This window comes from Rickettsia endosymbiont of Gonocerus acuteangulatus (genome assembly GCF_964026435.1).
Taxonomy (GTDB): domain Bacteria; phylum Pseudomonadota; class Alphaproteobacteria; order Rickettsiales; family Rickettsiaceae; genus Rickettsia.
The window spans coordinates 1,176,143-1,202,380 of record NZ_OZ032147.1 but is presented as its reverse complement, the minus strand read 5'-3'; the positions used below and the strand labels follow the sequence as shown (position 1 = coordinate 1,202,380).

Here is a 26,238-nt window from a genome sequence, read left to right as displayed (position 1 = left end):
GGAAATTAGAATAACAGGAGTAGTTTATGCAAAATGAAATAAAAAAGGTTTGTGTTATCGGTTCAGGGGTGATGGGGTCAGGGATCGCTGCTTTGATTGCTAATTCATCTCATCAAGTTGTATTGCTTGATATTGCTGATAAAAATTCAGATGACCCAAATAAAATATTAAAAATTGCTATAGAGAATTTGCATAAACAAAAACCACCTCCTTTAACTTTTCCTGATAAAGTAAATTTAATTACTATCGGTAATTTAGAGCATAATTTAGATCTAATTAAGGAATGTGATTTAGTAATTGAAGTTATTGTTGAGAAGCTAGAAATCAAACACCAATTATATAACAAAATTATCCCTTATCTTAAAAAAGATGTAATCATAGCCTCTAATACTTCTACTCTGCCGCTTAAGAGGCTAAAAGAAAACTTACCAGAGGATATTAAATCTCGGTTTGTCATTACGCATTTCTTCAATCCGCCAAGATATATGGAGCTTCTTGAGTTAATCATCGACCCAGTAGTAAAACCTGAAATAATAGATAGAGTTTCAGGGTTTTTAATAAAGACCCTTGGTAAGACTATAGTAAAATGTAACGATACGTCTGGCTTTATTGCCAATAGAGTAGGGTGTTTTTTACTTGAGTTAGTAGCCAGAAAAGCAATAGCCGAAAAGCTTGATTTTGTGACTATAGATAAAATTTTTACGTCATGTTTAGGTTTGCCAAGTACTGGAATTTTTGGGCTATATGACCTAATTGGTCATGATGTGATGAAGCTAATTTCTAGCTCGCTGCTAGCTAGCCTGCCTAGCGATGATGCCTATCATAAAATATATGTAAATATTCCTTCACTAGATAAGATGATTGAGCAGAAATTAATAGGGCGTAAAGGTGGAGGCGGTTTTTATCGCTTATCAATAGTAAATGGCAAAAAAACTAAGGAAGTTATAAATATAGGCGATCTATCATATAAGCCTGCCCAGAAAGCTGATATTTCATTTAATAGTCTTGATGAGCTACTTGCTAGTAATTCGGTTTATGGTAAGTTTTTTAATGAGATTATTACAGAATTTTATCTTTATTTAGCAAGCTTAGTGCCATCAGTTACCGATAATATTTATGATATTGATGCGGCTATGAAACTTGGTTATAGCTGGAAATATGGACCATTCGAATTGCTAACTTCACAAGCTAAAAATGGCTGGGATTTAATAGTTAAAAATGCAAATTCAATATCGCTTCCACCATATTTAGTAAATAAAGAATATCAAAAAATCGATAAACAGAAATTTAATGCCCATAAAGATATTTTAAAGGAAAGTAAAATAGTTTTGGAAAATGATTCGGCAAAGCTGTTAAATTATAAAGAAAATCTAGTTTTTGTTATTACTACGAAAATGAATTGTCTAAATCATGATGTGTTCTATTTACTGCAAGAATCAGCAACAAAAGCAGAAGAGCAGGGAAAGCATCTATATATCTACCCGCAAGGTAATAATTTCTCAGCTGGAGCAGATTTAAAGATGCTACTTTCATATATTGAAGATGAAAATTTCCATGATTTAGAGAATTTGCTAAAAGTAGGGCAGCAAACTATGCTACATTTAAAATATTCTGTGGCTCATATTATTAGTGCTGCGAAAGGTGTAGCACTTGGCGGTGGGTGTGAAATATTGCTGCATTTAAGCCATATTGTTGCAAATGTAGATTTAAATGCCGGACTTGTGGAGCTTGGTGTTGGTCTAGTGCCAGGTTGGGGCGGAATTACCGAAATGTTTGTAAGAAGCAAAGGTGATAAAGCTAAATTAATTAGAAATATCAGAAATATTTTAGAGCAAAATAAATCAAGTTCAGCGGATTATTTTAAAGCAGATTACAGTATAGAAAATATCTCTATAAATATGAATAAGCATTATATTTTAGACGAAGCACTAGAGTTAAAATTACCTAAGAAAATAGTGCCAGTTCCTCATAAGCTTACTTTGCCTAAAATAAATTTAGCGAAAGAAATAGATAACTCAAAATATGATGATATGCAAAACAAAGTACTTAGTAAGTTCCAGAATATTATAGATAAGCATAGTGAAATAAATGAAGAAGAATTAATGGAATATGAACGCAAAATATTTTTAGAACTCGCTAAAGACCCTAAGACAATAGAGAAGCTGAAAGTGATTATTTAGAAATATTTCATCATTGTAAGGAGGTTATTTTAATAACCGACGCAGCAATCTCATAAAGCAATATAAAACTCCTGAGATTGCTTCGTCAATTACTTCGTAATTTCCTCGCAATGACGAGTCCGATACTACAAAATATTTTACCTGCTCATACCCGTAGATTTTTGATTAGATGCTTTAATATTTTGTGCATGTGAAATTGTGCGAGCAATACGAACGTTTGATGCAATTAATTTTATTATCGGTTATTCTTTTTTAATATTTTGTCCTTCTTCAGTTTGGGAAAATTGTTTCTTGTAATCTTTATTTGGATATTTAAAAAATTCTTTTGGGGTTAAATATTTTAATTTCTTTTCTTTCTCATCAAACTTAATAAGGCTACGTCCATCTGCGTAATCTTCTATTTTTTTTGTTGATTCACCTGGTCCCCAACGTAAAGAATCATAAATCGCTCCATCTGCTGTTGTTGCTCCACTGCCTAAAATATTTACTGTATCACCAAGTTCTTTTATATTGTTTGCTTTGTGTACCATTAATGCATTTACCGCAGTAGAATGAGTAAAAGTTTTACGATGTATATTATCTGGTCCAGTTATAAATCTTAACCTATGTATTTCACCGGAATTTAAATCATGTTCTAAATAGTAAGATGCATTATGTTTAAATTTATCAACCTGATTTAGGTCAGCTCCTTTATCTTGTAGTAGTTTAATAGTTTCTACTATTTCCTGATTTTTAGGTGATGAAACTAATCCTAGCTGCATTGTTAATACAGTTAATGCTGTAAAACCATATTGATCTGTACCATTAGGATCAAGCCCCCTCATTTAATAATTTTTGTACTAATTCATATTGTTCATGTTTTGCTGCTAAAGTTAATGGAGTATTTATATAGCAATCTGTTCTAACTGAGTTTTTAGTCGGGTCATTATATCTATAATTAATAAAATCTAGAAATTCTTTATCATCAAGCTTTTTACGTGCGTCATCAATTAATAACTCAGCTATTTTATTCTTGTTCGCTGCTATAGCGATAAGTAAACAATTATTGCCAGGAGGATCTTGAAAATCATGATTTATTGAATTAAAGTCATCCGAATAAATTTCTTTATAACATTCTCCGTGTGTATCTTCTGACAAAACTTTTTTTATTTCTTCGATTCCTGATGGGTCATTAGATGAGAGGCTAATTTGTTCTCTAAGCTTAGACATATAGGTGTTTTTTTAATTAATCCTAACTATCAAATTAACTGATAAATAAATTTTGTCAATTTAAATGAAAGAATATTAACTAAATAGTTATATTACATGATTTTTATTTTAATTTTTGATTTGGCAATATATTTTATAATTAGTGTATTTCTTGAAACCTAATTTCTGAGCTAGGCCATTTGCCATAGGTGAGGTTTGTATAACCGCTTTATCAACACCTATTTCTCTTAATATATTAAACCTAGATTTATATAGACTGCTTGAGATTCCACGGCTTCGATATTCCAGTAAGGTTGAGCCATTATAAAAACCTGCAATATTATTTGCAAAAATTATTGAGTCAGTTGCTATAATTTTATCTCTATCATATGCTGCAAGCGGAATAAATATTTTATTATCTCCAATATATTTTAATAATTTATTGAAATATATATCACAAACATCATCACTAAACCCAAAGCTTTGAGCAAGTGCCTGAATCCATTTTTTAAATTCTTTTATTTCAGTAATAACCCTAATGTCTTGATTATCTAGCTGCTCGTAATAATTTCTAAGTTCACAAACCATTCCTGATACATCACTGAAATTAGTATAATTACCGATTTCAAAATGCTTAAGCATTCCAGAAGATAAGTTTTTCTCATCAATCTACCAAGCAAAAGGTAATTTTTGCTTCCTAAATATTTCCTCCATTTGGTCCATCTGATCAGTTGTTACTTGCTCAGGCAATACTACCATATTCCATAAAGGGTGATTGCAACCAGTGTGAATCAAATAATATTTAGCTTTATCTATTTGTTTTTCTTGTAACCCAAAATACTGACACGTTCCTATTAAACTCTGATCTATTAATTTAGCATTATCTAACATAATCCTCTTAAATTTTCTGTGCTATAAATATACTAAACGGCGATATTATTTTCTCATTTATCCAATTATATCCGTCTTGATCAGTCCCTAAAGGCTTATGTATATTTAATATTTTAAAGTTTGCTTGATCTAACATAGATCTATCTCTATTATAAGTATTCTCATTACAAACTAGCATAATAAAGATACCATCGTTTTTTAGAACTCGTGCAATTTCTTTAGCAATCTTTGCTAGCTCCTCTTTGCTTGCTACCTCCATCATAACCCAGCTAGAAAACACTAAATCAAATGTATTTCTTCCGCCGGAATATTACCGCTTTTTATTATATTATATATTCCTACAGGGTCATTAGAGTTTGCTATTTTTATCATCTCTTCATTAATATCGACTCCGGTAACATCTAATCCTAAAGACTTCAAAAAAATAGTAGACTTGCCTGCACCACAACCATAATCTAATACTTTATTACCTATAATATGATTTTTTATTATATCAACAAAACTTACGCTATGTTTAATATAATGCCCATGAATTAAGGGATATTATGAAGTGCTTCACTATAAAACATTGCTGTGTAATAAGAGTTTTTAGCATATTTGCTATAACATAGCGTAAGTTTTGTCAAAACTTACGCTATGTTTGGTTCTAAATATCGTAAAGATGGAGAACGCAGCTGTTGTTGCATATAGTCATCTAAAAGCCCTAACTTTATTTGGTAAACCGTTTTACCGATTGTATTTGCAGTCCTTTTGAGAAATGCCCAAACTAAAAATGCCCAACTAATATGATTACGTTGAATACGCTGTTTCCTGCATTGACAACGTTCTATCCCAGTAAGTTGCTTAATTTCTCTGTGCATGCTCTCAATTACCCATCGAAAGCCACACTCATCTTGTGCAGCTTTAGAAGATTTTTGAGTTTTGTTATTGGTAACAATATACTCAACTCTGTTGGTAGAAACAGTAAATTTAAACAAATTAACATGCTTATTTTTAGCAAAGCCTTTTATATGAATCTCTACTCCATGCCTGATCTCTTCATCTGAAAATGTCAACTCTTTTACAGCTTTATAAGGTTTAGAATCGTGTGTTTTACTAACGTTTCTATTGGCTTTAATAGGGGCATAATAATATTTCCCCAGAGAGTCAACATGTTGCATAATTTTGTGTGTAGAATACCATGTGTCAAAAAGTACTGTTTGAAAAGGAATCTTCTTGCTATAAACAGCATTATTTAACATGTTTAATCTCTTTTGGGTATATTCCCCGCCGCTTGCGGCGTAATATGGCGGAATGAGCAAATATATACATAAAAGTCATAATGTTACGGTACTGCTGTATCACATGGTATTTCCAGCAAAATATCGCCGAGCAGTGTTTGACGTATCAGTTGATCAAGTATTACGAGAAATATGTTTAGAGATAGAAAAGAGATATCAAATAAAATTTTTAGAAATAGGGGTTGATGAAGATCATGTCCATTTTTTGGTACAATCTGTACCAACCTATAGCGTAACAAAAATAGTAACAACAATTAAAAGTGTTACAGCTCGTCAAATATTTAGACAGTGTCCACAGGTAAAGAAACAATTATGGGGTGGAGAATTTTGGACTGATGGATATTTTACGAGTACGGTAGGTAAGCATGGAAATGAGAATATGATAGGAAAATACGTAAAAAACCAAGGCAAGGAATATCAGAAACTGCATGAGGATCATCAGCTAGCTTTCTTCTAAAATACCCCGCTGCTTGCGGCGGGGATTACTTTTATTAGGTGTTCTAGTTTTGTTGCTCCATCATGATCAGGTGCAAAAATTCGATAATCTATTACCCAAAACTTATTAATATCAGGGTTATAATATACCAGACTCACTACTCCTATACCTTTAGTAACTCTACCTGTAGCTCCACTGTACTGCGATCTTGCAATTTCTATTTGCTTCGTATTCCTTTTATTTAAAACCGTATCATCAAATATTGTATATCCATTAGATGAAAAAATAACATCATTCTTGATGTGTTCCCATAACAAAGAAGGTGTATATTTTTTATTCCTTAAAAATCTATTAATAACATCATGACTACATTTCTTTGCATGTTCAGCGTAGTAGGTTAAACTATAATTCTTTTGGCTAACTATTAAAAATTGACAATAATCTGTCCTATTAATTGGTATTGCTTGCAACTTTATCCTCTTTGACATGTTTAATTATTTTTACAATAATTTATCACTTTTTTACTCATAGCGTAAGTTTTGACCTTATAAAGCTGTAAAAGAGTTGACATTTTCAGATGAAGAGATCAGGCATGGAGTAGAGATTCATATAAAAGGCTTTGCTAAAAATAAGCATGTTAATTTGTTTAAATTTACTGTTTCTACCAACAGAGTTGAGTATGTTGTTACCAATAACAAAACTCACAAATCTTCTAAAGCTGCACAAGATGAGTGTGGCTTTCGATGGGTAATTGAGAGCATGCACAGAGAAATTAAGCAACTTACTGGGATAGAACGTTGTCAATGCAGGAAACAGCGTATTCAACGTAATCATATTAGTTGTGCATTTTTAGTTTGGGCATTTCTCAAAAGGACTGCAAATACAATCGGTAAAACGGTTTACCAAATAAAGTTAGGACTTTTAGATGACTATATGCAACAACAGCTGCGTTCTCCATCTTTATGATATTTAGAACCAAATAGCGTAAGTTTTGTTATAATTCCTGCAGAGGCGTTGTCGTATGGGTCAAATATGTCATCCCGTGGCTTGTCCTATAGTACCGGACATTTTTTAAAAAATGTTATATTTTTTTCAGGTATAGGTGACCTTATATGTCATTCCCGACTACGCGGGGATGACATTAAGAGTGTTTCCCAATCCATGCAACAACACCAGACAAGCCACGGGATTGTGACATTGAATATCTTTTTAGAGTCATGCAACAATCTAGGTCAAGCAATAAGGTTTAAGCATACTTCCTCATTAAGCTCTTGTGTAAAAGATAATTCTATATTTAATACGGCAAATATCTGTACTAATGCTATAGATAAGTCGTTAATCATTTCATCGGTATGTGCGGGAGTTGGGATAATTCGGAGACGTTCAGTTCCTCTTGGCACTGTTGGGAAATTGATATGCTGAACGTAAATACCATAATCATTAAGCAGCATGTTAGAAGCTTTGGCAGCCTTGATAGGATCACCTATAATTATTGGCACTATATGGCTTTCATTTTTAAGGTAAGGAATATTAAAACGGTCAAAAGAGCTTTTGAGTTTTGCAATTACTTTTTGATGCGTTTGACGCTCTATATTTGATTCTTTAAGATGCCTAATACTATGCGTTGCAGCAGTAGAAATTACCGGCGGCAATGAGGTAGTAAAAATAAAGCCGGAAGCTGTTAACCTGATAGCATCAATTAGGCTATGGCTTGCGGTGATATAACCGCCAATAGTGCCATATGCTTTGGCAAGCGTTCCTTGGATAATATCGATTTCATCGCTACAATCAAGAAGCTCAGCAATACCTGCACCGGTTTTGCCATATAAACCTACTGTATGAACTTCATCAATAAAGGTTAAAGCATTATATTTTTTAGCTAAATTGATTATATCTTTAATAGGAGAAAAGAAGCCGTCCATGGAATAAGCCGACTCAAAAACGATAATTTTCGGTCTATTAATATCAACCAATTGCAGTAATTCTTCTAAATGCTTAACGTCTAAATGTCTGTATATATGTTTCTCGGCTTTAGAGTCAGTAATACCGGCAATGATCGATGCATGATTTAGCTCATCGGAAAAAAAGACAAGATCAGGCATAATTTTAGCAAGGGTTGCAAGGGTTGTGTCATTTGCCACAAAGCCGGAAGTAAAAACTAAGGAGGCTTCTTTGTTATGCAAACTTGCTAGCTCCTGCTCAAGCTCAAGAATAGCTATATTGTTACCGCCGATATTTCTTGTACCGCCTGAACCAACACCATATTTCAGTACTGCATCTATAGAAGCTTGCACTACTTTTGGATGTTTGCTCATACCTAAATAGTCATTAATACACCACATGACTATTTGTTTATCATCACACATAGCGAAAGGAAAATTATCGGCTTGCCTTTTTAAAGCTTTAAATTCGCGATATCTTCCCTCGCTTTTAATTTTATCTATATGATTGCTAAATATAGTATCGTAATAAGACATTAGATCTATTATCTTGTTTGAAAATGTCACGTGAGGTGTAACGGTTATGTCATTCCCACGTAGGCGGGAATCCATAGTAAAGCGGAATAAATTGAGCTTTTATTTTAAAAACTTGCTGTGTACATATTTTTTATTACTGGATTCCCGCTTTCGCGGGAATGACACCAAAGACGTTTTCTTATACATACAATAACATTGCCGCACGGTTACACCGATTCACATTGCATCCATTCTACATTAAAATAGAATAATTTTAAAGCTATAATATAGCTTTTTGTACAATATCATTAAGTCTTTTTGAGAAAGCCCCTGTATCTGCTACCGGTTCACCCTCTAAAATACAAGCTTGATCAAATATTAACTTAACTAGCTCATCGTTATTTTTATTATTCGCTTTTAAGTCATTAAATATTTTTTCTATGATCTTATTTTTAGGGTTTAGCTCTAAATTTTTAGTAGAAGCATTTGCTATTTGTTTCTGCTCAATTAAAAATCGCTCCATACGAATATCCATAGCGGCTTCACTAACGGCAAGACAAGCAGGGCTTGAAGTCAGCTTTTTAGATATTTTAACATCCTTAACTAAACTCCCTAAAGTCTCTTTAAAATAATCAGTTAATGATTTATATTCATCATCAGATTTTTTCTTATCTTTATCTTTTTCCTCAGATGATAAAGTAGCTTGGTCTACATCAATATCGCTTCTTGTAGCCGATTTAATCGCATGTCCTTTATATTCGCTATTAACATTTACCCAAAAATCATCAACAGTATCGGTAAATAATAACACATCGATATTTTTACTTAATAACCCTTCAATTTGCGGGCTTGAAAGTAGCTTATCAGGATTATCACCACTTAAATAATATATAGTATTCTGTCCCTCTTTAAAGCCTTTTATATATTCATCAAGGCTAATCATTTTATTATGCAAGGCACTTCTAAATATACATACTTCTAATAACTTTTCATGATCGGTGGTAGCTTCACATAACCCCTCTTTTAAAGCTCCGCCGAAATTAGCCCAAAAATTATTATATTCATCAGGCGAATCTTCTTTCTTTTTCTTAAGTTCGCCTAGGACTCTTTTGGTAATAGCGTTTTTAATTTTCTCAAGTACATTATTATGTTGCAACGATTCACGGCTTATATTCAGCGGTAAATCCTCTGAATCTACCACTCCTCGTAAAAACCTTAAATATGATGGGATTAAATCAATATTCTCATCAGAAATAAATACTCTCTTAATATATAATTTCACTCGTCTTTTGCGATCAGGATGGAATAAATCATAAGTTTTGCTTGATGGGATAAATAGTAGGTTCGTAAACTCTATAGCTCCCTCGTTTTTATTATGCATCGTAATCCAAGGATCATCCACAGCATAAGATAAACTTTTATAAAATTCTTTATATTGTTCTTCTGTAATTTCTGACTTTGATCTTGTCCATAAAGCTGAGGCAGAATTTAGCTGTATTTTGTTATTATCCCCCTCATCAAAGAAATATATCGGCACAGCTATATGATCGGAATAACTTTTAACTATATGCTTTAATCTGAAATGATCAAGAAATGTATCCTCTTCTTTTTTAATGTGCAAAGCAATTTCCGTGCCTCTGCTAAATTCTCTGTCAGAGTCTGATACAATATATTCCCCTTCTCCTTCCGATTCCCAAACATATACTTTATCTTCGCCAGCTTTTCTTGAAGTTACAGTGACCTTATCAGCTACCATAAAGCTTGAGTAAAAGCCAACGCCAAACTGACCAATTAGCATATTATCTTTTTTAGAATCACCTAAGAGATTTTTAAGGAAATTTGCCGTACCTGATCTTGCAATAGTGCCTAAATTCTCGATTAAATCCTCTTTATTCATACCGATTCCGTTATCACGTATGATAACCTGACTATTGTTTTTATCGACTTTAACAGTAATCTTAAAGTTAGAGTCACCAGCTACTAATTCAGCTTCACTTTGGGATAGATAACGCAGCTTATCACAAGCATCAGAAGCGTTAGAAATCAACTCCCGCATAAAAATCTCTTTATTACTATAAAGAGAGTGAATCATTAAATTTAAAATCTTGCCAACCTCGGCATCAAATTTCTTTTTTTCTTGTGTCATTACTTAAATCCAATTTAAAAATTCTTGTTTTTAGTTTTGTTATTTAAAAATGTCATTGCGAGCGACTGCAAGGAGCGTGACAATCTCATGAGAGCTCCTGAGATTGCTTCGTCGACGCCTATAGCGTCTCCTCGCAATGACGGTAAAAACAAAACTTTATTTATTTAATATAGGATTTTAAAATTAAATTTAAATACTCTTCGTCAATATTTTTTATTAAAATTGTCTTTAAACTGTTAGTTATCTCAATATTACTTCGCAATAATTGCCATTCTTTTGCTAAAAAATTTATGATTTCTTCGTTAGCTTTGCCTTGTTGTGCATGTGCTTTTATAGATAATTTTAGATAGGGAATATCATTAATTATAATAAATTCTTTAATGTTATTATTTTTTGCAGCCGCCTTAACTTTTATATTTAAAAATGCTAATTTTGATAAAGAATTATAGGTAAAAAATTTCATGGTAAATAACGTAACAGTTGAAAATTATAAAATTTAATTTATAATGCCTTGTGAAAATTCAACTAAATCTATTTATGAGTTCTACAAACAAATATCAAGCACTTATCACTCAATTAGAAAAAAATGATCCTAAACTTGTACATCTTGACCTTAAAGATATAGATTTAACAATATTGCAGTTAGAAGAAATAGCAAGTAAAATTCAGAACAATGATTTTATCGGTAATGTAAGTTGGGGTAAAATGCCCAAGCTTTCAGTTGATTTTGTAGAAAAAATAGAAAGTAAAATCATTTTAAACAATCAAAATTATAAGCAATATCCTAATGATTTTATTCATGGGTTACTTAGTTTGCATTCCTATATAGATTCTAAAGCACAGGAAAAAGTAGCCTTTGAAGAAGCAAAATATAATCAATATTTAGAAGATTGGAAAATATTTAAAATATTTAACGAGCCTAAAATAGGTAGATATTACGCAGTAGCATATGTAAATGAAAAGAAAAAGCAATTAGTACTTGCTCATAGAGGTAATACATTTGAGGGATGGGATTTGCTAAAAACTGATTCCTCAATGAAAAATCATTTTAAGAGCGTTTTAGGAGGGCAGATAGTAGCACAGCAAGCAGCAGCATATCAGGCTACGCAGGAAATCACCGAATATGCTAAAAAGCATGACTATAATCTATCTTTTACGGGTTATTCTTTAGGTGCGTGGTTTGCAGAATTAAGCTTATATTTTGCTTATCAAGATTTTAACTATTCCAAAGCAAAAGCCATAACGTTCGATAGCCCTGGCTCTGCAAAAGTTATGGATAGTTTTAAATCAAATGTACTCAGCCATGAAACTCATTTTGATATAAGAAATTTAGACATAACTACTTATCTATCTGCTCCGAATTTTGTAAATACTAGTAACCCTCATATCCATAAGGCATATAGATTATTTCCTGAAATTACGGCTACCGAGTATAGCAGTAAAATAATAAATGTCCTAAATAAAACCATCCCAATTGTTTCTATATTAACTTTAAGCAGAGATTTACTTGATTCAATGCTGGATGTTTTTGATCCTGAAACAGGAATACCTATAGAATATGAAAAAATATTAGATTGGCCATGCTTACAATATGATTCTACAGGTGACACGCTAGGGGCTAAGTTACTTGATTCTGTACCTGTTGGCGGTAGCATTAAACATTTGACGAGTAATTTAATAAGAAGAGGTATGACGGCAACAACGTTAGGTAGCTTTTTAGAAGTATTTGATCATTTTATAAGCGGTAATGTCGCAATTGAGCAAATTTTAGAATTTTATAAACATTTAGAAGATCCTACACAAACAGAGGGAAAGAAACAATTTGAACTTTTTTATCAAGGACATTACAAATCGCAAAAAGTAAATTTATCTGAAGATATAGTAAATATAGATAATAAAAGAAATGGTGATTGGCATTTATGCCAGTTAGCAGACCTAAACCTTGAAATAAAAGAAATACCAGACTTAGCTAGAAAGCAATTAAAAACCATAAAAGAACAATATAAGATAGAAGAAATAGAGGAAGAAAATCATAAAAACTATATATTTACAAACTCACCTAATATTAATGTTGATGATTTAAGAGAACAAATTCTAAGAGTAGTTAAAGTTAGCAAAGAAGCAAAAAAATATTGAAAGATCGCAATGCTTATTCTGCCAATTATACAAGGAGTATAAACAGTAATTTACCTACTTTATCAGTTTATAACCTTATTCATCGTGAAGCTGTATTTAAACAAATCGATAATGCTTTAAGTAAAAACTCATGTGTAGCAATTAATGCTTTTGCCGGAACGGGTATGACTACTTTAGCTAAAGATTACGGTCGTAAACAAATAGAAGAAGCAAAGAAAATAGTACGCTTTATTAATGCTGATTCTGTCTATAAAATTAAAGAAGCATATAGGCAACTTGCTAAAGAGCTTGCCATTTATATAACAGATAAAAAAGAGGGAGAGATAATAAGATTAGTCTGTAATAAAATTGCAAATTTAAATCTCTTTTGGGTATATTCCCCGCCGCTTGCGGCGTAATATGGCGGAATGAGCAAATATATACATAAAAGTCATAATGTTACGGTACTGCTGTATCACATGGTATTTCCAGCAAAATATCGCCGAGCAGTGTTTGACGTATCAGTTGATCAAGTATTACGAGAAATATGTTTAGAGATAGAAAAGAGATATCAAATAAAATTTTTAGAAATAGGGGTTGATGAAGATCATGTCCATTTTTTGGTACAATCTGTACCAACCTATAGCGTAACAAAAATAGTAACAACAATTAAAAGTGTTACAGCTCGTCAAATATTTAGACAGTGTCCACAGGTAAAGAAACAATTATGGGGTGGAGAATTTTGGACTGATGGATATTTTACGAGTACGGTAGGTAAGCATGGAAATGAGAATATGATAGGAAAATACGTAAAAAACCAAGGCAAGGAATATCAGAAACTGCATGAGGATCATCAGCTAGCTTTCTTCTAAAATACCCCGCTGCTTGCGGCGGGGATTACTTTTATTTCAAATACATTATTTATTTTTGATAATGTCGAAGCATATAAAGATATTGAACTTTATATTAACGGTATAATGAATATACCCAAAGATAAAGTACAAACCATAATTACTACTAAAAATAATAAATTAAGTGAAGATATAGAAAACATTATATTAGAACCTTTTAATAAAGATGAAGCAACATCCTACATAAAAGCATCTTTAGAAAATAGATTAAATGATCAAGATATTAACGATTTAATAAAAGAATTTGGCAGCAAAGATGAAGTATTGCCATATAGCTTGTCCAAAGCGGTAGTATATTTAAAAGAAAATAAATTACTTAAAGTAAACGATTATATCAATTTTATACGTAGTAACAAAGATGAACACCCTGAAACAATATTGCTATTAGAAATATTAAAAAAATCACCGATAGCTTGGCAGATGCTACAATACTCAGCACATTTAGACCCTGACTTTATCAGTATAGATATTTTCAAAGAATTATTTTTATTAGATGAAGAAAAGCTGCAAGAACCTATAAAAAAATTAGACAAAACTTACGCTATGAGTAAAAAAGTGATAAATTATTGTAAAAATAATTAAACATGTCAAAGAGGATAAAGTTGCAAGCAATACCAATTAATAGGACAGATTATTGTCAATTTTTAATAGTTAGCCAAAAGAATTATAGTTTAACCTACTACGCTGAACATGCAAAGAAATGTAGTCATGATGTTATTAATAGATTTTTAAGGAATGAAAAATATACACCTTCTTTGTTATGGGAACACATCAAGAATGATGTTATTTTTTCATCTAATGGATATACAATATTTGATGATACGGTTTTAAATAAAAGGAATACGAAGCAAATAGAAATTGCAAGATCGCAGTACAGTGGAGCTACAGGTAGAGTTACTAAAGGTATAGGAGTAGTGAGTCTGGTATATTATAACCCTGATATTAATAAGTTTTGGGTAATAGATTATCGAATTTTTGCACCTGATCACGATGGAGCAACAAAACTAGAACACCTATTAAACATGTTAAATAATGCTGCAAAACTTACGCTATGTTTGGTTCTAAATATCGTAAAGATGGAGAACGCAGCTGTTGTTGCATATAATCATCTAAAAGCCCTAACTTTATTTGGTAAACCGTTTTACCGATTGTATTTGCAGTCCTTTTGAGAAATGCCCAAACTAAAAATGCACAACTAATATGACAAAACTTACGCTATGTTATAGCAAATATGCTAAAAACTCTTATTACACAGCAATGTTTTATAGTGAAGCACTTCATAATATCCCTTAACTCATGGGCATTATATCAAACATAGCGTAAGTTTTGATGATTACGTTGAATACGCTGTTTCCTGCATTGACAACGTTCTATCCCAGTAAGTTGCTTAATTTCTCTGTGCATGCTCTCAATTACCCATCGAAAGCCACACTCATCTTGTGCAGCTTTAGAAGATTTTTGAGTTTTGTTATTGGTAACAACATACTCAACTCTGTTGGTAGAAACAGTAAATTTAAACAAATTAACATGCTTATTTTTAGCAAAGCCTTTTATATGAATCTCTACTCCATGCCTGATCTCTTCATCTGAAAATGTCAACTCTTTTACAGCTTTATAAGGCAAAACTTACGCTATGTTTGATATAATGCCCATGAATTAAGGGATATTATGAAGTGCTTCACTATAAAACATTGCTGTGTAATAAGAGTTTTTAGCATATTTGCTATAACATAGTGTAAGTTTTGAAGGTTTAGAATCGTGTGTTTTACTAACGTTTCTATTGGCTTTAATAGGGGCATAATAATATTTCCCCAGAGAGTCAACATGTTGCATAATTTTGTGTGTAGAATACCATGTGTCAAAAAGTACTGTTTGAAAAGGAATCTTCTTGCTATAAACAGCATTATTTAACATGTTTAATAGGTGTTCTAGTTTTGTTGCTCCATCATGATCAGGTGCAAAAATTCGATAATCTATTACCCAAAACTTATTAATATCAGGGTTATAATATACCAGACTCACTACTCCTATACCTTTAGTAACTCTACCTGTAGCTCCACTGTACTGCGATCTTGCAATTTCTATTTGCTTCGTATTCCTTTTATTTAAAACCGTATCATCAAATATTGTATATCCATTAGATGAAAAAATAACATCATTCTTGATGTGTTCCCATAACAAAGAAGGTGTATATTTTTCATTCCTTAAAAATCTATTAATAACATCATGACTACATTTCTTTGCATGTTCAGCGTAGTAGGTTAAACTATAATTCTTTTGGCTAACTATTAAAAATTGACAATAATCTGTCCTATTAATTGGTATTGCTTGCAACTTTATCCTCTTTGACATGTTTAATTATTTTTACAATAATTTATCACTTTTTTACTCATAGCGTAAGTTTTGATATTTTTAATCAAAACTTACGCTATGTTTGATATAATGCCCATGAATTAAGGGATATTATGAAGTGCTTCACTATAAAACATTGCTGTGTAATAAGAGTTTTTAGCATATTTGCTATAACATAGCGTAAGTTTTGACTAAATGATAATAGTATTAGCATTGATAATATTACTAAAGTTGATAAACTTAGAAAATCGGTTTATATAATGAATATGTATTATATAACTTTAAGAAATCATTAGAGTATAAACAAGAAGCACTAAAAATATTCCAAGAATTACATCAAGGCAATAACCCTCTCATTGCTAGTTTACTTAATAATGTCGGTATGTCTTATGAACAGTCAGGTAATATTTCCAAAGGACTGAAATATTTAAAAAAAGCATTAAAGATGAAGCAAGCGTTATACCAAGACAACCACTCTGATATTGCTGAATCTCTTAATAATGTCGGTGGATCTTATGAACGATCAGGACAATATTCAAAAGCAGTAAAATTTAGAAAAAGCATTAAAGATGAGGCAAGCGTTATACCAAGGTAATCATCCTAAGATTGCTGAATCTCTTTATAATGTTGGAGCGGTTTATGATACATTAGATTACATTTTTGAAGCACTAAAATATCAAAAAAAAGCATTAAAGATGAGGCAAGCGTTATATCAAGGCAACCATCCTCAGATTGCTAACTCTCTTGGTAATATTGGAGCGGCTTATAATACATTAGGTTACACTTCTGAAGGACTGAAATATACAGAAAAATCTTTAAAGATGTATAAAGCTCTATATCGAGATAATCATCCTAAGATTGCTCTCTCTTTATAGAGTTGGGTTAGTTTACATAAAATCAAAAAATAATCATAAAGGGCTAGAATATTTAAAAGAAGCTCTAAAGTTGTTTCAGGAATTATATAGCTTAATGTGATAAGGTAGTGACTTATAGTATGAGTTGGATTATACTAAATGAAAAACTTATGGCAAAGGCATATTCATACGATTTAAGAATACGAGTAATAAAAAGTTTAATAGATGGTAAAACAATAAAAGAGACTTCAGAGATATACTCTATTAGTAGGAAGACTATAATAGAGTGGAAAAAATTAAAGAAACAAACTGGGGATGTCAAAGCAAAAAGTGGTTATCATACAGGACATCGTAGAATAATAAGAGACATAGAGGGATTTAAAAAATTTATAGAATTAAATTTTGATAAAACCACCATGGAGCTAGCTAATAACTGGAGTCAAAAAGTATCTGCAAGTACGATATCAAGATTGCTTAATAAATTAGGTTATAGTTATAAAAAAAACTTTTCTTCATCCCAAAAGGGATATTGGTCTAAGGAATGAGTTTATATTGAAACTAAAAACTATAGATAAACAAGATTTAGTATTTATCGATGAGTCTGGGATAGAAGATAATAGCTGTAGAGAACACGGGTGGAGCATTATCGGTCAAAGATGTTATGGTGAAAAGGTCTATCAACATAAATCACGGATTAGTATGATTGCTGGGCTGTGTGTCAAAGATATTATTGCCCCAATAATATTTGATGGGATATGTAATAAGGACATTTTTGAAACTTATGTACAAGAGATATTGATCAAGGAATTAAAGGCTGGTCAGATAGTAGTAATGGATAATATTAATTTTCATAAAAGTACAAAAGTGAAAACGTTAATTGAATCTGTTGGTTGCAGTATTTTATTTTTACCAACTTACTCTCCTGACTTAAATCCTATTGAGCATTACTGGTTTAAAATCAAGAATGAAATAAGAAAAACTATTTCTAATTTTGAGCACTTTTTTGATGCTGTTTACTATGCTCTTAAAAAAGTCACTACCTTATCGCATTAAGCTATATCAAAGCAACCATCCTATGATTGCTGAATCTCTTAAAAATATAGGTTTCACTTATTGTCAGTTAAGTGATGTCTCTGAAGGATTAAAATATTTTGAGTTAGCTTTGAAGATAGAGCAACAATTATACCAAGGTAATCACCGTAAAGTTGCTCTCTCTCTCCATAATATTGGTTTTACTTATTATAAATTAGGTAATATCTCTAAAGGAATAAAGTATTTTGAAGATGCATTAAAAATGTATAAAGCTTTATATCAAATTAACCATCCTTATATCGCTACTTCTCTCGATAATATTAGTGTGATTTACCAAGACTTAGGCGATGCAAACAAAGTTGTAGAGCTTAAAAAACAAGCTTACTTGATATTTATTCGAAGTTTAAGTTTAGATCATCTTGTGACTAAACTTATAAAAAGTTATCTAGAAAAGGCTTCCCCAGAATTCATAAAAAACAACGAGACTAGGGAGTTTATATTACAACGGGGGGATTTTGAGGAAGTTACTTTAGAAGTCAAACAAAGAATACAAAAAAAGTTTTAAATAAAATATATACTAATGCTGCTAAAGGCAAGTGGAACTACAAAAGTGAAAATACTCAAATATTAAGTATACGTTCCGTGCATCGCCTTATACTATCCTTGCTATTTGTCATTGCTAAAATAAAAGGGACCAGTAAATTGCACGAAAAAGGGACCAGAGAAGTTGGTGTGACCTAATAAGGTTAATGTGCAATATTCACTAGATAATTAAGCAAGTAAATATCTAGTGATACAATGATAAGAATAAATATGTATACAACAATTATCACCCTTTATAAACAAGGCAATAGTCAAAGGAATATTGCCAAACTAACAAGAACAGACCGCAAAACAGTACGAAAAATAATAAACCGCTATGTAGAGGCTGGTACAGAATCCCCAGCAATCTATGAACGATCTTCAGTTTTGGATTTTTGGCACGAAAAAATAATTGAGTTATTAGAAAAAAATCTGAGTTACATAAGAATTTTTGAGGAGTTAAAAAATCAAGGTTATACAAGCAGTTATACTTCTTTGACCCGTTATATCAAAAAATATAAAATTAAGGATAACAGTTGCATTCGTTTTCATACTTTAGCAGGAGAGGAAACACAAGTAGATTTTGGTGACATAGGCTTACAGTATAATTCTAAAGGGCGTAGAGTTAAAGCATATGTATTTAATATGCGTTTAAGCTATAGTCGCCTTGATTATTATGAAGTAGTGTTTGATCAAAGTTGTCAAACATGGATTCAATGTCATATCAATGCATTTAATTATTTTGCTGGTAGTCCAAAAGTAATAAAACTTGATAATCTTAAAGCTGGAGTAGTAGATGCCAATTTTTATGAGCCAGTATATCAGAAGGAATATAAGTGCTTAGCCGATCATTATGGAATTTTACTTTCTCCTTGTCGAGTGTATCAACCGCAAGAAAAAGGCAAAGTTGAGTCGGGAATAAAATACGTTAAAAATAATTTTTTTGCTGGTCGTAAATTTGATAGATATGAAGAATTAACAAATGGTCTTGCAAATTGGTTAAATAAGGCCAATAGCCGAATACATGGTACTACTAAGAGAATACCTAGAGAACTGTTTGAGCAAGAGGAAAGAAGTAGTTTGATTCCTTTACCATTAGAAACTTTTGATTTGTCATCTTGGCATAATCGAAAAGTAGCAAAAGATTGTCATATTACCATAGATAATAATTATTACTCTGTACCAGCAAAATATATATACAGTGAGGTAATGGTACAATTGTCCCCAAAACTTGTTCAAATATTTTCTATACAAAATGATTTAATAGCAAGACACGTTAGAACAGAGGGCAAGGGGATATTTACCACTAATCCGTCTCATTATGCTAAATACAAACGTCTATGCCCAGGTTTTATAGAATATAGTGAACATTATCAACAACAAATGCAGCAGATAGGGAATAATTGCAGTTTATTATTAGAATCATTACAACAAACAAGAGTGAATGATTGGCAACGTTGTGCACGAGGTATCATTTCTTTACGTAAGGTTTACAATGATGACTTAATAGATAAAGCCTGTCATAGAGCACTACATTATGGTATAAGTTCTTACTCTAAAATTAAGAATATTTTAAATAGTAATGCAGTAAACTTACCATTACCAGAGTTTGGAGGTAATAATGCAGAACTTATTTAATGACCTACGAAGCTTTAGATTATCAGGTATAGTCAATAGTTTAAATGAAAGGATTATTTATGCTCAAAATAATAAACTAGGATTTAAAGAATTTCTATCACTATTATGTGAAGATGAAAAATCTAACCGTAAGGATAATAATTACCGTCGCCGTAAAAGTGCTGCTAAATTGCCGGTAACTAAAAATTTAGAAGACTTTGATTTTAATTTCCAACCAAGTGTTGATGCCAAAGTAATAAGTGATTTATCAACTTGTGATTATATTAATACTAAGGGAAATGTAATATTCATAGGTGATTCAGGAACTGGGAAAACTCATCTTGCCATTGGGCTAGCATTAAAAGCTTTAACACGAGAATACTCTGTATATTTTACTACGGTATCGGATATGCTTTATAATTTACATATTGCAAGAGCAGATAATAGTTATCACAAAAAGGTTAAATTACTCCTATCGTTTGATTTATTAATTCTTGATGAGCTCGGGTTTAAGCAATTGCCAAAACATTCAGTAGAAGACTTTTTTAATATTATTGCTAAACGATATGAAAATAAATCTACCATTATTACCACAAACAAGGATTTTGAAAAATGGAATGAAATATTTGCTGATGAAGTATTAACTCATGCAATTATTGATCGAGTGGTACATCATGCTCATATACTAAACATAAAAGGTAAAAGTTATCGTATTAATAACTATAAATCTGGAGGTAATATGGCATAAAAATTTTTAAATATAGTGGTTCCTTTTTCGTGCAATTTACTGGTCCCTTTTTAATTGACAATGACACTATTTTCCAAATTGATCTTCGTATCTCGCTTTTAGATATTGGAGGGATAAAAGATCATTTATGTGATAAATATTTAGCAAAGCAATTAAGGGATTTATCAAGTGCTCAAAATATAGAAACTGCTAAAATATTATGTTTTGAAGCGATTTGTTTAGGAGCTATTAACCATCCTAATAAAGATTTTATTTGTGCTATAGAATTTACCAAAGCCTATCCTGAACTGACACAAAAAATAACAACCGAGCATCCTGAATATTTTATTGATGGCTCAATATTACGAGCATGCATTAAATGACGAAGCAATTTTGAGTAAATTGCTCCATTCTTTAAATTCTAATGCTTAAAGGCAATTTTTTAAGCAAATTTATGATATTCTAAACTACTGTCAACAGCGGTCGAAAAATGATACAGATTTTTAATATGCAACGGCTGAAAATTGATACAGTATAGCATAAGTCATTAAGGTACTGACAGAGCGAGAGTATCATGTTATAGTAAGCAAATATTAACAAGCATGTAAAGAGATATGGCACGAGCATATGCAATAGAACTAAGACTAAGAGTTATAAAAGCTGTAGAAGCAGGGATACGAATAAGTAAGGTAAGTAAATTATTTAATGTAAGTCGTGATACTATATATAAATGGAAAAAATTAAAAGATAAGCAAGGTACTTTAGAAGCAGCAACTGGTTATCAGAAAGGACATAGTCATAAGATAAAAGATTCAGAATCTTTTAAAGAATTTTTTAAAGCTAATATGAATAAAACATCAAAGGAGTTAGCAAAGCAATGGGGTAATATTGCATCTGTAACTATTTTAAGACAAATCAGAAAACTTGGCTATAGCTATAAAAAAACTCATTTTCATCCGAAAAGAGATATTAAATTAAGAAATGAATTTATAGCAAAGATACAAACCATCACAAAAGACAAATTAGTATATCTTGATGAATCTGGAATAGAGGATAATGCTTGCAAAGAGTATGGATGGAGCATTATAGGACAAAGGTGTTATGGAGAAAAGGTGTATCAACATAAATTTAGAATAAGTATGATAGCTGGTCTTTGTAATGGTAATCTTATTGCTCCTGTAATATTTGAAGGTAATTGTAATACAGAGGTCTTTAAAACTTATATTAGGGATGTATTAATTACAGAATTACAACCTGGGCAAACCGTTATTATGGATAACATTAATTTTCATAAAAATTCTAAAGTTAAAGAGTTAATTGAATCCGTTGGTTGTACCATATTGTATTTACCAACTTACTCTCCTGATTTAAATCCTATAGAGCATTACTGGTTTAAGATAAAAAATGAAATTAGGAAAGTTGTAGGAGATTTTGAAACATTTTATGATGCTGTTTTTAATACTATTAAATTGTCAGTATCTTAATGATTTATGCTATACCGACACAACAAAATGTCCTTGATTAGCAAATTTTTGTGCTTGAATAAAACCATCATCATGATTTGCAGTCTTGATATAACTCCATCCATTTTTTACCCCTTCTGTTTCAAGCCATTCAGCCTGTTTATTTGACAAAGCAGGTATAAATTCCTTATCACCCTCAGGGTGAGGAAGTAGCGACTTATTCGGAAGACCTAATGCCTTAGAAGCAGCATACGCAAAACAACTACAATGTGATAAACGCTTTAACTTGGGAGAGTCGTATTTTTCTGTTTCTGCTAATAAAGTTTCACCTGTCCTACAGTTTATTACTCTACCTTTCTGCCATTTTCTTTCAACATTTAAGGAGTTAATTATCTCTAGATTCTTTTTGGCAGTTTCCGACATATTTTCAGCTTGTGCGGTAATATTAATACCAAGCAAACAAACTATAATTAGCTTAAAAATTTTATGCATTTTCTTTCTCTTATTAATTATGAAACTTTATATACAATATCCGAAATAATAATTCAACTATTAATTATAATTATTTTTATACAAAACTTACGCTATGTTATAGCAAATATGCTAAAAACTCTTATTACACAGCAATGTTTTATAGTGAAGCACTTCATAATATCCCTTAATTCATGGGCATTATATCAAACATAGCGTAAGTTTTGTATATTTTATTGTTTTTTAAGAAATGGAATTATAACATATATTCTTAATAAATGAAAAGTCAGTAGAGGAAGTTTTATTTGGAAAGATTGAGTATAAATCGTTAACCTGAAGTGTTTCTTGACAAACTATAAGCTTTTATATATGCTTCTTTAGGATTTAGCACCCGTAGCTCAATTGGATAGAGTATATGACTACGGATCATAAGGTTAGGGGTTCGACTCCTCTCGGGTGCACCACTCTTCAATTTTTGCTATTTGTACGAATGTATCAAACGGCGGACGTAGCTTAAAATCAAGGTTTTGAGGTTTTAGCATCAGGTTAGTAAATTTGCTTCTTACTTTTATTTGAACATCTAATTATGCTGAATAAGGTATATCTCCTGTAAGCTTATATTCACTATCATCAACAGTATATATATGTATTTTATCAGATGTATTATTACTTAGTTCAATTTCAGGTTCTATAATTACTCTAGCATGCGGTTCTAAAATTATCTCGGATACATTTTCTTTCATACGCTGAGATATTCTAAGCTTATCATTTACTTTAACTTTTACCTTATATTTTATCGGCTCATCATCACTTGTGTGTTGCATAATAAATTCTTTTAAATAGATTAGAAAATTAAAAATGTACTAATATATAAACATATAGAATAAGTCAATCTGAAATTTAATTAGTTTGTAGTTAAATTTAATAATAATTTTTCCTATTTTGCACTGCTATAGTAGAAATAAGTGCCAGAATTATACTTATTACAAAGAAAATACCTAATATTAAAGGAGATTGATATCTCTGTAATAAATAAGAAGCTATGATTGGAATAAAGCTTGCTACTGAATAAGCACTATTATAAATTAATGCTGTAGCCGTATAACGCAATTTAGTAGCAAATAAACGTGACAATATAGGCATATAGCTAGTAAAAAATAGGGCAATAAATAATTGATAGATTATAAAAAATATTTGTAATGACCAAAAAGTACCCTTATTAAGCAAAGTCGGTGATACCAATAGAAATATGGTAAAAAATAATAAAGTTAGCAATAAAATTTTAGATTTTGAAATATAATCCGATAACCAACCAGTAATAATTATAAAAACAAAAGAAGCAATCATGCTAACTGTCATACTACTGTAAATATCAGCTAACTCATAATTAAAATATTTATTGATATAAAAAGGAAAATATAAATTTATAATAACCAAATTAGCATGGAAAAATACTAATCCTAAACCTATAGCTATTGCGGATAAATTTTGTGATAATAATAATTTCAATGGTATTAATAAGTTAGTCTTGGTTCTTTCCTTATCTTTTTCTTGTAAAAATTCAGGAGTTTCGCTTATATTTTTACGAATAAAATAAGAAATTATGGCTAATATTCCTCCTAATATAAAAGGTATTCGCCAAGCCCATTCAATAATTTCTTGATAAGTATAGAGCTTATTTAATATAGCTACCATAACTGTAGCCATTAATGCTCCTATACTGATACTTGATAACATGACGCTACATAATCTACCTAACTTACTTGCCGGAGTATATTCGCTAATAATAGTGGTAGCACCTGGCAGCTCAGCCCCTAATGATATACCTTGACATAAACGAAATATTAATAAGCCTATAGGAGCGAGTATTCCTATTTGCTTATAACTGGGTAATAAGCCGATTCCCATCGTAGAAAATCCCATTGATAACATGACTAAAATAAATGTTTTTTTCCGTCCATAAGTATCAGCTATCATTCCTATAATAGTTCCTCCAAACTGTCTAATTAAATAACCTACGGCAAAAACTATAAAAGTTTGAATCATACTGCTCAGACTATCATTTACAGAAAAGAAAATATCGGATAAATATTTAGCCATCATTCCATATATAACAAAATCATAATACTCAAGACCTGAACCTAAAGAGGTAAATAATGCTACTTTTAATGGAATATTGCCGTTTGTATTTTTTCTGTTTAACATCTTATTAACTTTATTATCTTGGATAAATTATTCTATTTTTTTAACAAAGAATATATTATTAATGAAAGCAGCTCAAGAATTAATTCTAACGCCTAATCTTTTAAATATTGAAATATTAAATTTGATCCTATTTTCTTCCTCTTTTTCTAATATCGGTAATAATTTTGATTCTTATGGATCATTAACATCTAATAATTTAGAAGAACATTCAAAATGCACCCCCGAAAGAATAGCTATCCCTTTATTGCACTTAATTTCCACCATTGCCGGTAGATAATTATTACTTTTTCAATATGATAATATGCTAATACATTTACATCTTTATAAGAGTCAGCAGGCCCTGTTGCAAATAGGAAATATTATAGCATAAATCATTAAGATACTGACAATTTAATAGTATTAAAAACAGCATCATAAAATGTTTCAAAATCTTCTACAACTTTCCTAATTTCATTTTTTATCTTAAACCAGTAATGCTCTATAGGATTTAAATCAGGAGAGTAAGTTGGTAAATACAATATGGTACAACCAACGGATTCAATGAACTCTTTAACTTTAGAATTTTTATGAAAATTAATGTTATCCATAATAACGGTTTGCCCAGGTTGTAATTCTGTAATTAATACATCCCTAATATAAGTTTTAAAGACCTCTGTATTACAATTACCTTCAAATATTACAGGAGCAATAAGATTACCATTACAAAGACCAGCTATCATACTTATTCTAAATTTATGTTGATACACCTTTTCTCCATAACACCTTTGTCCTATAATGCTCCATCCATACTCTTTGCAAGCATTATCCTCTATTCCAGATTCATCAAGATATACTAATTTGTCTTTTGTGATGGTTTGTATCTTTGCTATAAATTCATTTCTTAATTTAATATCTCTTTTCGGATGAAAATGAGTTTTTTTATAGCTATAGCCAAGTTTTCTGATTTGTCTTAAAATAGTTACAGATGCAATATTACCCCATTGCTTTGCTAACTCCTTTGATGTTTTATTCATATTAGCTTTAAAAAATTCTTTAAAAGATTCTGAATCTTTTATCTTATGACTATGTCCTTTCTGATAACCAGTTGCTGCTTCTAAAGTACCTTGCTTATCTTTTAATTTTTTCCATTTATATATACAAAACTTACGCTATGTTATAGCAAATATGCTAAAAACTCTTATTACACAGCAATGTTTTATAGTGAAGCACTTCATAATATCCCTTAATTCATGGGCATTATATCAAACATAGCGTAAGTTTTGTATAGTATCACGACTTACATTAAATCTCTTTTGGGTATATTCCCCGCCGCTTGCGGCGTAATATGGCGGA

Annotated in this window: 33 protein-coding genes, 1 tRNA gene and 1 pseudogene; 18 read left to right on the top strand and 17 right to left on the bottom strand. The window is 31.0% G+C overall.

Annotation, left to right across the window (positions count from 1 at the left end; all coding sequences use genetic code 11):
* Positions 1 to 26 precede the first annotated feature (26 nt).
* Positions 27 to 2,180: a 3-hydroxyacyl-CoA dehydrogenase/enoyl-CoA hydratase family protein gene (locus AAGD55_RS07360; RefSeq protein ID WP_341790995.1), complete on the top strand. Its 2,154-nt coding sequence runs from the start codon at positions 27 to 29 to the stop codon at positions 2,178 to 2,180.
* A gap of 242 nt (positions 2,181 to 2,422) precedes the next feature.
* Here AAGD55_RS07360 and AAGD55_RS07355 read toward each other — a convergent pair whose 3' ends face one another.
* The 7 genes from AAGD55_RS07355 to AAGD55_RS07325 form a co-directional block, all read right to left on the bottom strand.
* Positions 2,423 to 3,004, bottom strand: a complete 582-nt coding sequence (locus tag AAGD55_RS07355) for a hypothetical protein (protein WP_341790994.1) — start codon at positions 3,002 to 3,004, stop codon at positions 2,423 to 2,425.
* The gene (locus tag AAGD55_RS07350; protein WP_341790993.1) at positions 2,991 to 3,389 is read right to left on the bottom strand and encodes an ankyrin repeat domain-containing protein; all 399 of its coding nucleotides are present in this window, start codon (positions 3,387 to 3,389) and stop codon (positions 2,991 to 2,993) included. The genes AAGD55_RS07355 and AAGD55_RS07350 overlap by 14 nt, the downstream gene beginning before the upstream one ends.
* 108 nt (positions 3,390 to 3,497) lie before the next feature.
* Positions 3,498 to 4,010 carry an acetyltransferase gene (locus AAGD55_RS07345; protein WP_341790992.1) on the bottom strand — a complete coding sequence of 171 codons (513 nt, stop codon included), beginning with the start codon at positions 4,008 to 4,010 and terminating at the stop codon, positions 3,498 to 3,500.
* A 27-nt stretch (positions 4,011 to 4,037) separates the two neighbouring features.
* A complete protein-coding gene (locus tag AAGD55_RS07340) occupies positions 4,038 to 4,259 on the bottom strand; it encodes a hypothetical protein (RefSeq protein ID WP_341790991.1) in 222 nt (73 codons plus the stop codon).
* A 7-nt stretch (positions 4,260 to 4,266) separates the two neighbouring features.
* On the bottom strand, positions 4,267 to 4,521 hold the full coding sequence (locus AAGD55_RS07335) for a hypothetical protein (RefSeq protein WP_341790990.1): 255 nt from the start codon (positions 4,519 to 4,521) through the stop codon (positions 4,267 to 4,269).
* Between the two features lie 17 nt (positions 4,522 to 4,538).
* On the bottom strand, positions 4,539 to 4,679 hold the full coding sequence (locus AAGD55_RS07330) for a hypothetical protein (RefSeq protein ID WP_341790989.1): 141 nt from the start codon (positions 4,677 to 4,679) through the stop codon (positions 4,539 to 4,541).
* A 209-nt stretch (positions 4,680 to 4,888) separates the two neighbouring features.
* Positions 4,889 to 5,560, bottom strand: coding sequence for a transposase (locus tag AAGD55_RS07325; RefSeq protein WP_341790988.1), 672 nt, complete (start codon positions 5,558 to 5,560; stop codon positions 4,889 to 4,891).
* Here AAGD55_RS07325 and tnpA (AAGD55_RS07320) point away from each other — a divergent pair.
* Positions 5,553 to 5,996 (top strand): IS200/IS605 family transposase, encoded by a 444-nt coding sequence (tnpA, locus tag AAGD55_RS07320; RefSeq protein WP_341790826.1) that lies wholly within the window; start codon positions 5,553 to 5,555, stop codon positions 5,994 to 5,996. The two genes, AAGD55_RS07325 and tnpA (AAGD55_RS07320), sit on opposite strands and share 8 nt — an antisense overlap.
* Here tnpA (AAGD55_RS07320) and AAGD55_RS07315 read toward each other — a convergent pair.
* Positions 5,993 to 6,463 carry a hypothetical protein gene (locus tag AAGD55_RS07315; protein ID WP_341790987.1) on the bottom strand — a complete coding sequence of 157 codons (471 nt, stop codon included), beginning with the start codon at positions 6,461 to 6,463 and terminating at the stop codon, positions 5,993 to 5,995. The two genes, tnpA (AAGD55_RS07320) and AAGD55_RS07315, sit on opposite strands and share 4 nt — an antisense overlap.
* 76 nt (positions 6,464 to 6,539) lie before the next feature.
* Between AAGD55_RS07315 and AAGD55_RS07310 the strand changes: the two genes are divergently transcribed.
* Positions 6,540 to 6,941, top strand: coding sequence for a transposase (locus tag AAGD55_RS07310; RefSeq protein ID WP_341790986.1), 402 nt, complete (start codon positions 6,540 to 6,542; stop codon positions 6,939 to 6,941).
* A 266-nt stretch (positions 6,942 to 7,207) separates the two neighbouring features.
* Here the strand turns inward: AAGD55_RS07310 and hemA are convergent, their stop codons facing one another.
* From hemA to AAGD55_RS07295, 3 genes are all read right to left on the bottom strand, one after another.
* On the bottom strand, positions 7,208 to 8,452 hold the full coding sequence (hemA, locus tag AAGD55_RS07305; protein ID WP_341790985.1) for a 5-aminolevulinate synthase: 1,245 nt from the start codon (positions 8,450 to 8,452) through the stop codon (positions 7,208 to 7,210).
* Between the two features lie 259 nt (positions 8,453 to 8,711).
* Positions 8,712 to 10,577, bottom strand: a complete 1,866-nt coding sequence (gene htpG / locus AAGD55_RS07300) for a molecular chaperone HtpG (protein ID WP_341790984.1) — start codon at positions 10,575 to 10,577, stop codon at positions 8,712 to 8,714.
* A gap of 160 nt (positions 10,578 to 10,737) precedes the next feature.
* Positions 10,738 to 11,040, bottom strand: coding sequence for a DUF167 family protein (locus AAGD55_RS07295; protein WP_341790983.1), 303 nt, complete (start codon positions 11,038 to 11,040; stop codon positions 10,738 to 10,740).
* 74 nt (positions 11,041 to 11,114) lie between these two features.
* Between AAGD55_RS07295 and AAGD55_RS07290 the strand changes: the two genes are divergently transcribed.
* The 5 genes from AAGD55_RS07290 to AAGD55_RS07270 all read left to right on the top strand — a co-directional run bounded on the left by AAGD55_RS07290 (position 11,115) and on the right by AAGD55_RS07270 (position 14,772).
* The gene (locus tag AAGD55_RS07290) at positions 11,115 to 12,713 is read left to right on the top strand and encodes a lipase family protein (RefSeq protein WP_341790982.1); all 1,599 of its coding nucleotides are present in this window, start codon (positions 11,115 to 11,117) and stop codon (positions 12,711 to 12,713) included.
* Positions 12,710 to 13,111 (top strand): NTPase, encoded by a 402-nt coding sequence (locus AAGD55_RS07285; RefSeq protein WP_341790981.1) that lies wholly within the window; start codon positions 12,710 to 12,712, stop codon positions 13,109 to 13,111. Before AAGD55_RS07290 ends, AAGD55_RS07285 begins: the two co-directional genes overlap by 4 nt.
* 9 nt (positions 13,112 to 13,120) lie before the next feature.
* Entirely contained in the window at positions 13,121 to 13,564 is a 444-nt protein-coding gene (gene tnpA, locus AAGD55_RS07280; RefSeq protein WP_341790826.1) for an IS200/IS605 family transposase, read from the top strand.
* 105 nt (positions 13,565 to 13,669) lie between these two features.
* A complete protein-coding gene (locus tag AAGD55_RS07275) occupies positions 13,670 to 14,185 on the top strand; it encodes a hypothetical protein (RefSeq protein ID WP_341790980.1) in 516 nt (171 codons plus the stop codon).
* Positions 14,186 to 14,187: 2 nt separating this feature from the next.
* The gene (locus tag AAGD55_RS07270) at positions 14,188 to 14,772 is read left to right on the top strand and encodes a hypothetical protein (RefSeq protein ID WP_341790979.1); all 585 of its coding nucleotides are present in this window, start codon (positions 14,188 to 14,190) and stop codon (positions 14,770 to 14,772) included.
* A gap of 139 nt (positions 14,773 to 14,911) precedes the next feature.
* Here AAGD55_RS07270 and AAGD55_RS07265 read toward each other — a convergent pair whose 3' ends face one another.
* The gene (locus AAGD55_RS07265; protein WP_341792608.1) at positions 14,912 to 15,226 is read right to left on the bottom strand and encodes a hypothetical protein; all 315 of its coding nucleotides are present in this window, start codon (positions 15,224 to 15,226) and stop codon (positions 14,912 to 14,914) included.
* Between the two features lie 33 nt (positions 15,227 to 15,259).
* A complete protein-coding gene (locus AAGD55_RS07260) occupies positions 15,260 to 15,955 on the bottom strand; it encodes a transposase (RefSeq protein ID WP_341790978.1) in 696 nt (231 codons plus the stop codon).
* A 247-nt stretch (positions 15,956 to 16,202) separates the two neighbouring features.
* Here AAGD55_RS07260 and AAGD55_RS07255 point away from each other — a divergent pair, with 247 nt between their 5' ends.
* From AAGD55_RS07255 to AAGD55_RS07220, 8 genes are all read left to right on the top strand, one after another.
* The gene (locus tag AAGD55_RS07255) at positions 16,203 to 16,550 is read left to right on the top strand and encodes a tetratricopeptide repeat protein (RefSeq protein WP_341792550.1); all 348 of its coding nucleotides are present in this window, start codon (positions 16,203 to 16,205) and stop codon (positions 16,548 to 16,550) included.
* Positions 16,525 to 16,830, top strand: coding sequence for a tetratricopeptide repeat protein (locus AAGD55_RS07250; RefSeq protein ID WP_341790977.1), 306 nt, complete (start codon positions 16,525 to 16,527; stop codon positions 16,828 to 16,830). The genes AAGD55_RS07255 and AAGD55_RS07250 overlap by 26 nt, the downstream gene beginning before the upstream one ends.
* A gap of 149 nt (positions 16,831 to 16,979) precedes the next feature.
* Positions 16,980 to 17,862, top strand: a protein-coding gene (locus AAGD55_RS07245) for an IS630 family transposase (RefSeq protein WP_341792549.1) whose coding sequence is annotated in 2 segments (ribosomal slippage) — positions 16,980 to 17,306 and positions 17,308 to 17,862 — 882 coding nt in all. Because the reading frame shifts where the segments join, the coding sequence is not laid out codon by codon here.
* The gene (locus tag AAGD55_RS07240) at positions 17,816 to 18,406 is read left to right on the top strand and encodes a tetratricopeptide repeat protein (RefSeq protein ID WP_341792548.1); all 591 of its coding nucleotides are present in this window, start codon (positions 17,816 to 17,818) and stop codon (positions 18,404 to 18,406) included. Before AAGD55_RS07245 ends, AAGD55_RS07240 begins: the two co-directional genes overlap by 47 nt.
* A 248-nt stretch (positions 18,407 to 18,654) precedes the next feature.
* Positions 18,655 to 20,061, top strand: coding sequence for an IS21 family transposase (istA, locus tag AAGD55_RS07235; protein ID WP_341790976.1), 1,407 nt, complete (start codon positions 18,655 to 18,657; stop codon positions 20,059 to 20,061).
* Positions 20,045 to 20,788, top strand: a complete 744-nt coding sequence (gene istB / locus AAGD55_RS07230) for an IS21-like element helper ATPase IstB (RefSeq protein ID WP_341790851.1) — start codon at positions 20,045 to 20,047, stop codon at positions 20,786 to 20,788. The genes istA and istB overlap by 17 nt, the downstream gene beginning before the upstream one ends.
* A 29-nt stretch (positions 20,789 to 20,817) precedes the next feature.
* Entirely contained in the window at positions 20,818 to 21,150 is a 333-nt protein-coding gene (locus AAGD55_RS07225; protein ID WP_341790975.1) for a hypothetical protein, read from the top strand.
* A gap of 231 nt (positions 21,151 to 21,381) precedes the next feature.
* Positions 21,382 to 22,251 carry an IS630 family transposase gene (locus tag AAGD55_RS07220; RefSeq protein ID WP_341790894.1) on the top strand — a complete coding sequence of 290 codons (870 nt, stop codon included), beginning with the start codon at positions 21,382 to 21,384 and terminating at the stop codon, positions 22,249 to 22,251.
* 9 nt (positions 22,252 to 22,260) lie between these two features.
* Here AAGD55_RS07220 and AAGD55_RS07215 read toward each other — a convergent pair whose 3' ends face one another.
* Positions 22,261 to 22,722, bottom strand: a complete 462-nt coding sequence (locus tag AAGD55_RS07215) for a hypothetical protein (protein ID WP_341790974.1) — start codon at positions 22,720 to 22,722, stop codon at positions 22,261 to 22,263.
* A 366-nt stretch (positions 22,723 to 23,088) separates the two neighbouring features.
* On the opposite strand from AAGD55_RS07215, the gene AAGD55_RS07210 reads away from it, so the two are divergent.
* A tRNA-Arg gene (locus AAGD55_RS07210) sits at positions 23,089 to 23,165 on the top strand.
* 120 nt (positions 23,166 to 23,285) lie between these two features.
* Here the strand turns inward: AAGD55_RS07210 and AAGD55_RS07205 are convergent.
* Together AAGD55_RS07205 and AAGD55_RS07200 are read right to left on the bottom strand one after the other, a co-directional pair.
* Positions 23,286 to 23,525: a hypothetical protein gene (locus AAGD55_RS07205; protein WP_341790973.1), complete on the bottom strand. Its 240-nt coding sequence runs from the start codon at positions 23,523 to 23,525 to the stop codon at positions 23,286 to 23,288.
* Between the two features lie 97 nt (positions 23,526 to 23,622).
* The gene (locus AAGD55_RS07200; RefSeq protein WP_341790972.1) at positions 23,623 to 24,906 is read right to left on the bottom strand and encodes an MFS transporter; all 1,284 of its coding nucleotides are present in this window, start codon (positions 24,904 to 24,906) and stop codon (positions 23,623 to 23,625) included.
* 61 nt (positions 24,907 to 24,967) lie between these two features.
* On the opposite strand from AAGD55_RS07200, the gene AAGD55_RS07195 reads away from it, so the two are divergent.
* On the top strand, positions 24,968 to 25,183 hold the full coding sequence (locus tag AAGD55_RS07195; RefSeq protein WP_341790971.1) for a hypothetical protein: 216 nt from the start codon (positions 24,968 to 24,970) through the stop codon (positions 25,181 to 25,183).
* A gap of 97 nt (positions 25,184 to 25,280) precedes the next feature.
* On the opposite strand, the pseudogene AAGD55_RS07190 reads toward AAGD55_RS07195, so the two are convergent.
* Positions 25,281 to 26,042 (bottom strand): annotated as a pseudogene (locus tag AAGD55_RS07190) (IS630 family transposase); the annotation flags it as partial.
* Between the last annotated feature and the right edge of the window lie 196 nt (positions 26,043 to 26,238).